Below are 8,896 nucleotides of genomic sequence, written 5' to 3'. Positions count from 1 at the left end.
ATCGCTATATTTCTGATAGATATTTACCAGATAAAGCGATTGATTTAATTGATGAAGCGGCGGCAAAATTGCGAATGGAATTGGATTCTGTTCCGGAAGAAGTGGACGAATGGGATAGAAAAGTTCGACAATTAGAGATTGAAAGAGAAGCTGTAAAACGCGAAAAAAATCAGACGAGACTAACTGCCACAAATGCTCAAATTGCTAATGCACGTGAAAAACGAGATTCGATTATGATGAACCAACCGATCAACATCCTGATTTTCGTCGCCCTTGGCGTGGTGACACTTATTCTTTTTGCTGGGCTGTTTAATATGTTCCGCGGCGGCAACCCAAACCTGTCCCAAAAGCTCATGCGCGCCCGGGTGATCGCCCAATTTGTGGCCATCATCTTGTTGATGGTTGCGGCCTTCTTCTTCGCCCCGCGCTAAGAGGACTATTCTCATGGTCAAACTGAACAAGATTTACACCCGCACGGGCGATGATGGCACAACCGGCTTGGTGTCGGGCCCAAGGCGCTCAAAAGCCAATATTCGGGTGGAAGCCTATGGCACCATTGACGAAGCCAACTCAACCATCGGCTTGGTGCGCTTACATACGGGCAGCGACCATCATCTAGACGACACTCTTGCCCGCATTCAAAATGACTTATTTGACGTAGGTTCAGATTTTGCAACCCCGGGGCCCGATGAAGGCTTGAGTTACGAACCCTTGCGCGCTGTGCAAAGCCAAGTGGATTGGCTCGAACAAACAATTGACGCCTACAATGAAAAGCTTGAACCACTCAAAAGCTTCACCTTGCCCGGCGGCAGCGCGCTCTCGGCGCACCTGCACCTGTCGCGCACCGTGGTCCGCCGCGCCGAACGTATTGGTGTCGCCTTGTTGGATGCAGAGCCGGAAACCAACATAATTGCGGTGAAATATCTCAACCGCTTATCTGATTTGCTGTTTGTTCTAAGCCGTGTCACAAATGATGATGGCGCGCGCGACGTTTTGTGGCAGCCCGGGCAGCATCGATAGTAGCGCGGTCTTAATCTTGGGGATTTTCATTGTTTATTCCACTGTATGATCAGAACCCCAAAATCTATGTTGAGCGCCCTTGGGTTAATCAAACCCTGATTATTGCCAATCTCGTCATCTTTGCTATCCAGTATATTTTGCCCGCATCTGGCGAAGAGTTTGTGCTGATCACCATGGCCGTCGTGCCTGGATGGTTGAGCGAACCGCTGATTGACCAAGTGCCGTTTCTGCCAGACCAAACCACCTTGGTCACCTACGCGTTTTTGCACGCCGATTGGATGCACGTCATTTCCAACATGATCTTCTTGTGGGTTTTTGGCGACAATATCGAAGATGCCATGGGGCATGTGCGCTACTTCGTCTTTTATCTGGCTTGTGCCGCTGCGGGCGGATTTGCACATATGCTGGCTGACCCAACAAGCACTGCCCCACTGGTGGGCGCTTCGGGCGCTGTCGCAGGGGTCATTGCCGCCTACATTATCCTATTTCCAAAGGTGCGGGTCTATGTATTGGCCAAAATCATTGTGCCCCTGCCCATCCCCATTCCAGCGCTTTGGGTTCTCGGACTTTGGATTGCCATGCAATTGTTCTTTGTGCTGTTCCCTGATGGTGGCCCAACCGCATGGTGGGCGCATATTGGCGGTTTAATCGCTGGGGCGACGCTGGTGTTCTTTATGAAAAGAAGTACGGTCAATCTATTCGGGCGCTAGCTCAAGAGCGCCCGCACGCCAGATTTCGCCAGTTGAGCAAAATCCATTTTGCCCGACTGCGCCATCCACAACAGATTAATACCTTCCAAAAGGGCGACAATTTCTTGCGCTTTTTGCGTGGCCATTTCTGGTGAAACACCATCCTGCACCAACAAGTCGGCTATGGCACTTTGATAATGTTGGTAAAAATCCAAAACTACCGCTCGCGCTTCTTCATTGCGGCCAGCAAGGGCCAAGAACTCAAACCCAACCGTTTGAAAATGAGCGCCTTGTTGCATTGCAGCGCTGACCAGATCGATCCAACTGCAAATTCGCTCTGCTGCATTTTCACCAATCGGAATGAGCTTTAACGCGTCCAAATTGGCACTGAAAAATTGATCAAGCAGAGCCAACACCAACCCATCTTTGTTTTTGTAATAAAGATAGATCGCCGCCTTTGAGAGCCCTGCTTCTTTCGCCACATCTTCCATGCGCGCGCCTTGAACGCCGTCCCGCGCAAACACCTTTGCTGCGGCGCCCAAGATTTGCACTATTCGTTCTTTTGAGCGGTCAGGGCGCGGCAATGTTTTTCTCTTTTGTTGGCTGTTTCAGCATTTGTGTAAAACGCACACCAAGACTAGTGGATTGAGCGCATTGCCGATAGCCGAGCTTTGCAAATATCGACAGGTTTTCATGCCGCGTTGTTTCAAGCCATACAGTTGCACCTTTTTCAAGCTGCGCATGGAACTGGTCAAACAATTGCCGACCTACGCCTTTACCGCGTGCTTTTGCACTCACGCCAACAAATTCAACGATATGTGCGGCCTGCCCCTTAAAATGCGCGCGCCGCTCTGCATCATGTTGGGCTGTACGCAATATCGGGGTCAGGCCACAGCTCAGACCAACCCGCCACGCCCATTTGAGTTGCTGTAATCCGGTTACCGTATTTCTAGTGTGACCTGCAATCAGAACTCCAACCAATTGATCGCCATCAAACGCTACGTACATAGGTTGTTTTTGCTCAAGCCACATATCCAGCGTCGCCAAAAACCAACCCCGCATCGCCCTATGCAATTTGGCAAGGCCTTGATCCCTAAACAGCACCACCATGCCTTGATCATCCAAAAAACTATCCACCAACATGTCAGCGGCAGCACTTATGTCCGTTACCACCAAGCGTCGAATACTTACCGCCCTCATTATCGATCACCAGGCTGAAACGGCGCTTCCTTGAGCGCATGTCCCAGGAGCAACTTCAGCATCAAAGCGGGGATGAACCAATTCAATCCGGCAAGATCAAACAAAGGCAACTGCCCAACCAAAATGATCAACATAGCCAACCCCACCGCCATTGGGCGTTGCAGGTAAAGTGGGGTTAAAAGCAAAATCAGAGTGGCCAAAACTAACAGTCCGCCGAGAGCAATACTGTAAGCAAATGGGTTAGGGCTGAATAAAAAAGCGAGCAAAGCAATATGCACCAGATGTGTAGCGACAAACCCAAAATGCTTTAGCTTGGTGTGCTCCGCCCGATGATACCAGCGCTTCGCAGCAGAAGTTGAATTGGTGACAATGCCGCCCCCGATATCAAAGGCCAAAACCACCACAAACAACCACTGCCAAACACTTGTGGGCTCACCCCGCAACAACCAAAACAGGGCGACCCCACCAAGAGCAATCAACCCGCCTAAAATCAGTTGCAAGTTTTCTTCTGCCCCGGTTGCGCCAGGACCAACAAATCTGTCCCACGCCCCCAAACCACCGGCGCGCGGCTTGGGGGGGTGCCAGTTCACCCACATGCCGGGCCCCTCAACTTTTTGTCCGACACCTATTGTTCCAACTTCTCCATTTGGGGCACCTGCCCCGGCTTCCATTTGCCCATGCTCATTCTTAGTCATCTTTCACTCCACATAAATAACTTACTGGTCAGTTATTTATGTGTGTTTCAAATGAATTTCAAGGGGGAGCGTCAAAATTTTGGGATTATGAATATATCAGCTGCAACGATGCTTAGCGGGCAAGCTCGCCCCATTCGCAACAATTCTAATGATCCTGTTTACCCCCCATTAATGCTAATTGGCGACAATGGATGCAACTGAATGGCTAGAAAGGCGTTTCAGATGGACATGTCGATGATCACCCAATCGCTTGGGATGCAAGCCGCACAACGCCAGCAGAGCGCCGAGCTTATGATGGTAAAAGCTGCGAACGACATGCAACAGCAGGCCGTCAATATGCTCGAAAAAGGCCTCGCCAACGCCAAAGCGATGCCAGCGCCGGGTACGGGCTCTGTGGTCGACAAGTCAGCCTAAACCAAACCAAATTTCTTAAAACTGCCAACAGTTAGTCCCTTGCGCAATCTGCGTGGGTTGTTCATTCTGCACATCCGCACACCAACAAACTCAGCACGCATATGTCCGCAACACCTGCCACCAAACAGCTCGATCAGCTTGGTCTTTCTTACGAGCTGCATGAATATGCCTACGATCCCAAAGCGAAAAACATTGGCCAACATGCAGCCACAGCGCTTGGCATAGACCCGGCTCGATTGTTTAAATGCCTGATGTTTGGCTCCGCAAAGGCAAAAGCGTTTGCCCTTGTGCCCACCAGCGCTGAAATGAACCTCAAATCAGCAGCCAAGGCCCTCAAGGAAAAGAAAATCGATCTTCTGGATCCACGCCAAGCCGAAAAAATCACCGGCTATGTGATCGGCGGCATCAGCCCAATAGGTCAGAAACTGCGCGCAAAGGCTTTCTTAGATCAAAGCGCGTTTGACCACGAAACGATTTTGGTAAACGGGGGCAAACGCGGTCTGCAAATTGAGATTGCACCGCATGACCTCATTGCGGCATGCAACGCCCAAGTGCATTCGCTGACTTAAGAAACACAATCCAAAAAGACCTTTTCAAATCACCCAATAGCGCCTAGAACGAAACAATACCAATTAAAGTCCTTTAGGCGATGATATGTCAAAATCAGCAAAAGAACTCATGCTTTCGGGCGAGCCATTTTTGGCGGGTGATCCGGACCTCATCGCCCAAGCTGGCCGCACCCGCGCGATCATCCACAAGTTCAACACGGTTGATTATGACGATCCAAATCGTATGGACTTACTGCGCAGTGTTCTGGGCAAAGCACCGACGGAATTTTGGGTTGAAAGCCCCTTTTATGTTGAATATGGCGAAATGACGCAAATTGGTGAGCGCAGTTTCATCAACCGCAATTGCACTATTATGGACAATCATTTCGTCAAAATTGGATGCGAAACCCTGATCGCACCAAATGTGCAAATCCTCACCGCCGGACACCCCATTCGAGCAGATGAGCGTTGTGTTTATCCTTATCCAGACGCCCCAGATCAAATGAATTTTGTCAACCAAGCCGCGCCCATCACCATTGGCGATAATTGCTGGATCGGTGCTGGCGCAACCATTCTACCCGGCGTCACTATTGGTGACCGCACCACCATTGGCGCAGGTGCCGTGGTGACAAAAGACATTCCTTCAGATTGTGTGGCAGTAGGCTCCCCAGCCCGCGTGGTGAAAAAGCTCTAGCTCTTCGCCGCGGCCAATGCAGCTTCAATCAACACAAATGCGTCTTCGCTATGCCATTCGGCAGGACCGGCCAATATGCCCCATTCGTGGCCATTAGGACCAAGTAAAATGGTGGCGGGCAAGCCAAGTGCTTTGCCGCGCGTCTTGAGCACCTCAAAAGCTTCAAACGTTGGATCAGCGTGCAATGGCAAATGGGTTGCCCCAATTTCGGCCATAAAGGCTTTCGCCTTATCAACCCCATCTTCGCCCACGTCCAAATTTATCGTGGCCACTTGAAAACCCTGATCTGCATATTTGGCGTGCAGCGCATCAAGTGCTGGCATTTCCGCCCGGCATGGCGCGCACCATGTGGCCCAAAAATTCACAAGCGTCACTTTGCCCTCAAAATAGTCAAAGCCCACCTGTTCGCCTTGATCGGAAACGAAACGAATTTCGGGGTACCCTTCGCCCTTAGCCGTAGCGCGGAACGCCGCCAACTCGCCCTGTGCGGCTTCGTCCAATGCCTTAGCAATTGCAGGCTGTGCCACATAACTTGCCCCATCAGCCGAACCATTTTGCACGTTGGAACCATTGCTAACCCAAACCGCGGTCGCTATAGCTACAACAACGCCCACGATTACGCCCAAACGCCACCTGTTTTGTTGTGGTTTTACGGGTTCATTTTGTGGTTCCTGAGACATAATTTCTCCTAAAGAGAGGTCAGTATGAGCAATCAAATGTGGGGCGGCCGGTTCGCTTCTGGGCCAGACGCCATCATGGAGGAAATAAACGCCTCCATCGATTTCGACAAGCGCTTCTATAAACAAGATATAGAAGGCTCAAAAGCCCATGCCACAATGCTCGCTGCCGCTGGCATTCTTACAAGTGAAGATAAGGATGCAATCGTCAAAGGTCTAGATCAGGTCCAATCAGAAATCGATAGCGGATCGTTCACTTTTTCGCGTGCGCTTGAAGACATTCACATGAATGTGGAAGCCCGCCTCAAAGATCTGATCGGCGAACCTGCGGGTCGCTTGCACACAGGTCGCTCACGCAATGACCAAGTCGCGACAGACTTCAAACTCTATGTGCGCGACACCATTGATATGTTCATCACCCAGATCAAAACCCTGCAATTGGAATTGATCAACCGCGCCGAACAAGATGCTGACACCGTCATGCCAGGCTTCACGCACCTGCAAAGCGCACAGCCTGTAACCTTTGGCCACCACATGATGGCCTATGTGGAAATGCTGGGCCGTGACGCATCGCGCTTTCATGGCGCGCGCAAACGCTTAAACGAATGCCCATTGGGCGCCGCAGCTTTGGCTGGCACCTCGTTCCCGATTGATCGGGACATGACCGCATCTGCACTGGGTTTTGAACGCCCAACCGCTAACTCTTTGGACGCAGTAGCCGACCGTGACTTTGTGCTTGAAGCCCTAAGCTGTGCTTCAATTTGCGCCATGCATTTGTCCCGTCTGTCCGAAGAATTGGTAATCTGGTCAACCGCGCAATTTAAGTTCGTGACCCTGTCTGATAAGTTTTCAACCGGCTCTTCGATCATGCCACAAAAGCGCAATCCTGACGCTGCCGAACTGATCCGCGCCAAAATCGGTCGCATCATGGGCGCACTCACTTCGCTGATGATCGTGATGAAGGGCCTGCCCCTCGCCTATTCCAAAGACATGCAAGAAGACAAAGAAGTCGCCTTTGATGCGTTTGACAGTTTGGGCCTAGCGCTTGCCGCCATGACAGGCATGATCAACGATCTCAAAGTCAACCGCGACGCCATGCGTGAAGCGGCAGGTTCTGGCTTTTCAACCGCCACTGATTTGGCCGACTGGTTGGTGCGCGAAGCCAATGTGCCGTTCCGCGACGCGCACCATATCACGGGGTCTGCTGTGGCGCTGGCGGAGAAAAAAGGCTGCGACCTTGATGCTTTGACCATTGAAGACTTCAAGCAAGTTGATGAACGTATCGACAGCCGCGTGTTCAAAGTTCTGAGCGTTGAAAACTCCGTGAAATCGCGCACCTCCTATGGTGGCACCGCGCCAAACAATGTGCGCGCCCAAGTTGCGCGCTGGCGTGAACAATTGGCTGCAGGCGAAGAAGAATAGACGATGGTTCATCACTTCCAATATCACAACGGCAAACTGCACGCCGAAGACGTTGACCTGACCGAATTGGCAGGCGACGTGGGCACACCATTTTACGTTTATTCAACCGCCACTTTCACCCGCCATATCCGGGTAATGCAGGAAGCCTTTGAGGGCGTCGACACGCTGGTTGCCTACGCCATGAAGGCCAACTCAAATCAAGCCATGCTCAAACTTGTCGCCAAAATGGGCGCGGGCGCAGATGTGGTTTCCTTGGGCGAACTCAAACGCGCGCTTAAAGCGGGCATTCCCGCCAACAAAATTGTTTTTTCTGGCGTGGCGAAAACCCACGCAGAAATGGAACTGGGACTAGAAGCGGGCATTAAATGCTTTAATGCGGAAAGCGAACCAGAGCTTGAACGCCTCAATGAGGTGGCCAAAGCCATGGGCAAAGTGGCCCCGGTTTCTGTGCGCATCAACCCCAATGTGGATGCCAAAACACACGCCAAGATTTCAACCGGCAAAGCGGAAAACAAATTCGGCATTCCGTTTGAACGCGCCAGCGCGGTTTACAAACGCATCGCAGAACTCGAACACCTAGACGCCACCGGCATTGACATGCACATCGGTTCTCAAATCACCGAACTTGAACCGTTCGATAATGCGTTCAAGCTGCTTGCTGAACTGGTGGGCGAATTGCGCCACGAGGGCCACAACATCCGCCACGTTGATGTAGGTGGCGGCTTGGGTATTCCTTATTCCAGCTCAAATGACGTGCCGCCAGATCCAATGGCTTATGCCCAAGTGGTTTTCAAAAACGTCAAGGATTTGGGCTGTGAGTTGGTGCTGGAACCGGGCCGGATGATCGCGGGTAACGCGGGCATATTCGTCACCAAAGTTGAATATGTCAAAGAAGGCGCAGAACGCAGGTTCATCATTGTCGATGCGGGCATGAACGACCTAATGCGCCCATCTTTATACCAAGCATTTCACCAAATTAAACCATTAACACAAATCAGCTCGGCCACAGAAACCCTGTTCCACGTGGTTGGCCCTGTTTGTGAATCAGCGGATGTGCTTGGCTACGACCGCACCTTAAGTGTCGAAGCAGGTGACTTTTTAGCCGTGTGTTCCGCTGGCGCTTACGGCTTTGTTATGGCCTCGAACTACAACAGCCGTTGTCGGGCAGCTGAAGTATTAATTGAAGGCGACCAAATGCATTTAGTCAGAGAGCGAGAAAAAATAGAACAATTATTTGAAAGTGAGCACATACCAACCTAGTGACTCATTTACATCTTTTATTCCATAATATTCACATTATTGCGATTATTTAGCCTGTATCTGTTTAAAGACATAGTCAGTCTTTCGCTGAAATGATATAACTAATTTTATAATATCAATCACCAATACAGTGTGTTGACAAAAATTTTAGCTAAGTAGTCGCAATGCAAATCCAGTTTTCAAAGATGCATGGTCTGGGCAATGATTTTGTTGTTATAGATAACGTAACGCAAAATGTGTTTTTTTCTAAAGAGAAAATTCAACAACTCTCAGACAG

Annotated in this window: 12 protein-coding genes and 1 pseudogene; 9 read left to right on the top strand and 4 right to left on the bottom strand. The window is 50.6% G+C overall.

All coding sequences use genetic code 11. The features are described 5' to 3' along the window. The 4 genes and pseudogenes from Q0231_RS16115 to Q0231_RS16100 form a co-directional block, all read left to right on the top strand. Positions 1–164, top strand: a pseudogene (locus Q0231_RS16115) (hypothetical protein); the annotation flags it as partial. 69 nt (positions 165–233) lie between these two features. Continuing rightward, positions 234–431: a twin transmembrane helix small protein gene (locus tag Q0231_RS16110; protein WP_367274509.1), complete on the top strand. Its 198-nt coding sequence runs from the start codon at positions 234–236 to the stop codon at positions 429–431. 13 nt (positions 432–444) lie between these two features. Further along, on the top strand, positions 445–1,020 hold the full coding sequence (locus tag Q0231_RS16105) for a cob(I)yrinic acid a,c-diamide adenosyltransferase (protein ID WP_299349207.1): 576 nt from the start codon (positions 445–447) through the stop codon (positions 1,018–1,020). A gap of 29 nt (positions 1,021–1,049) precedes the next feature. Further along, on the top strand, positions 1,050–1,730 hold the full coding sequence (locus tag Q0231_RS16100) for a rhomboid family intramembrane serine protease (protein ID WP_299349205.1): 681 nt from the start codon (positions 1,050–1,052) through the stop codon (positions 1,728–1,730). Here Q0231_RS16100 and Q0231_RS16095 read toward each other — a convergent pair. Genes Q0231_RS16095 through Q0231_RS16085 form a run of 3 tightly spaced genes read right to left on the bottom strand, consistent with a single transcriptional unit; the run spans position 1,727 to position 3,604 of the window. Next, positions 1,727–2,293 carry a TetR/AcrR family transcriptional regulator gene (locus tag Q0231_RS16095; protein WP_299349202.1) on the bottom strand — a complete coding sequence of 189 codons (567 nt, stop codon included), beginning with the start codon at positions 2,291–2,293 and terminating at the stop codon, positions 1,727–1,729. The genes Q0231_RS16100 and Q0231_RS16095 overlap by 4 nt on opposite strands. Continuing rightward, positions 2,280–2,909 carry a GNAT family N-acetyltransferase gene (locus Q0231_RS16090; protein WP_299349200.1) on the bottom strand — a complete coding sequence of 210 codons (630 nt, stop codon included), beginning with the start codon at positions 2,907–2,909 and terminating at the stop codon, positions 2,280–2,282. Before Q0231_RS16090 ends, Q0231_RS16095 begins: the two co-directional genes overlap by 14 nt. Next, the gene (locus Q0231_RS16085; RefSeq protein ID WP_299349198.1) at positions 2,909–3,604 is read right to left on the bottom strand and encodes a hypothetical protein; all 696 of its coding nucleotides are present in this window, start codon (positions 3,602–3,604) and stop codon (positions 2,909–2,911) included. Before Q0231_RS16085 ends, Q0231_RS16090 begins: the two co-directional genes overlap by 1 nt. 201 nt (positions 3,605–3,805) lie before the next feature. Between Q0231_RS16085 and Q0231_RS16080 the strand changes: the two genes are divergently transcribed. From Q0231_RS16080 to Q0231_RS16070, 3 genes are all read left to right on the top strand, one after another. Then, the gene (locus tag Q0231_RS16080) at positions 3,806–4,018 is read left to right on the top strand and encodes a hypothetical protein (RefSeq protein WP_269395126.1); all 213 of its coding nucleotides are present in this window, start codon (positions 3,806–3,808) and stop codon (positions 4,016–4,018) included. 101 nt (positions 4,019–4,119) lie between these two features. Beyond that, complete coding sequence (gene ybaK / locus Q0231_RS16075) at positions 4,120–4,587, top strand: Cys-tRNA(Pro) deacylase (protein WP_299349195.1); 468 nt, start codon at positions 4,120–4,122, stop codon at positions 4,585–4,587. 85 nt (positions 4,588–4,672) lie between these two features. Then, entirely contained in the window at positions 4,673–5,260 is a 588-nt protein-coding gene (locus Q0231_RS16070; protein ID WP_299349192.1) for a sugar O-acetyltransferase, read from the top strand. On the opposite strand, the gene Q0231_RS16065 is transcribed toward Q0231_RS16070, so the two are convergent. Further along, positions 5,257–5,940: a TlpA disulfide reductase family protein gene (locus tag Q0231_RS16065; protein ID WP_299349190.1), complete on the bottom strand. Its 684-nt coding sequence runs from the start codon at positions 5,938–5,940 to the stop codon at positions 5,257–5,259. The two genes, Q0231_RS16070 and Q0231_RS16065, sit on opposite strands and share 4 nt — an antisense overlap. Positions 5,941–5,964: 24 nt before the next feature. On the opposite strand from Q0231_RS16065, the gene argH reads away from it, so the two are divergent. Together argH and lysA are read left to right on the top strand one after the other, a co-directional pair. Continuing rightward, positions 5,965–7,359 carry an argininosuccinate lyase gene (gene argH, locus Q0231_RS16060; protein WP_299349187.1) on the top strand — a complete coding sequence of 465 codons (1,395 nt, stop codon included), beginning with the start codon at positions 5,965–5,967 and terminating at the stop codon, positions 7,357–7,359. Between the two features lie 3 nt (positions 7,360–7,362). Further along, positions 7,363–8,619, top strand: a complete 1,257-nt coding sequence (lysA, locus tag Q0231_RS16055) for a diaminopimelate decarboxylase (protein ID WP_299349184.1) — start codon at positions 7,363–7,365, stop codon at positions 8,617–8,619. Positions 8,620–8,896: the final 277 nt, after the last annotated feature.

Origin of the sequence: uncultured Maritalea sp., assembly GCF_937139385.1 — a bacterium.
Classification (GTDB): Bacteria; Pseudomonadota; Alphaproteobacteria; order Rhizobiales; family Devosiaceae; genus Maritalea; species Maritalea porphyrae_A.
The sequence above is the reverse complement of the archived record's forward strand: the minus strand, read 5'-3'. Positions and strand labels throughout refer to the sequence as shown.

Excerpts from the sequence above, each read along its gene's own strand:
- Q0231_RS16110 (WP_367274509.1), top strand. The coding sequence starts at position 234 with ATGATGAACCAACCGATCAACATCCTGATTTTCGTCGCCCTTGGCGTG.
- Q0231_RS16105 (WP_299349207.1), top strand. The coding sequence starts at position 445 with ATGGTCAAACTGAACAAGATTTACACCCGCACGGGCGATGATGGCACA.
- Q0231_RS16090 (WP_299349200.1), bottom strand. The coding sequence starts at position 2,909 with ATGAGGGCGGTAAGTATTCGACGCTTGGTGGTAACGGACATAAGTGCT.
- Q0231_RS16085 (WP_299349198.1), bottom strand. The coding sequence starts at position 3,604 with ATGACTAAGAATGAGCATGGGCAAATGGAAGCCGGGGCAGGTGCCCCA.
- Q0231_RS16080 (WP_269395126.1), top strand. The coding sequence starts at position 3,806 with ATGGCTAGAAAGGCGTTTCAGATGGACATGTCGATGATCACCCAATCG.
- ybaK (WP_299349195.1), top strand. The coding sequence starts at position 4,120 with ATGTCCGCAACACCTGCCACCAAACAGCTCGATCAGCTTGGTCTTTCT.
- Q0231_RS16070 (WP_299349192.1), top strand. The coding sequence starts at position 4,673 with ATGTCAAAATCAGCAAAAGAACTCATGCTTTCGGGCGAGCCATTTTTG.
- Q0231_RS16065 (WP_299349190.1), bottom strand. The coding sequence starts at position 5,940 with ATGTCTCAGGAACCACAAAATGAACCCGTAAAACCACAACAAAACAGG.
- argH (WP_299349187.1), top strand. The coding sequence starts at position 5,965 with ATGAGCAATCAAATGTGGGGCGGCCGGTTCGCTTCTGGGCCAGACGCC.
- lysA (WP_299349184.1), top strand. The coding sequence starts at position 7,363 with ATGGTTCATCACTTCCAATATCACAACGGCAAACTGCACGCCGAAGAC.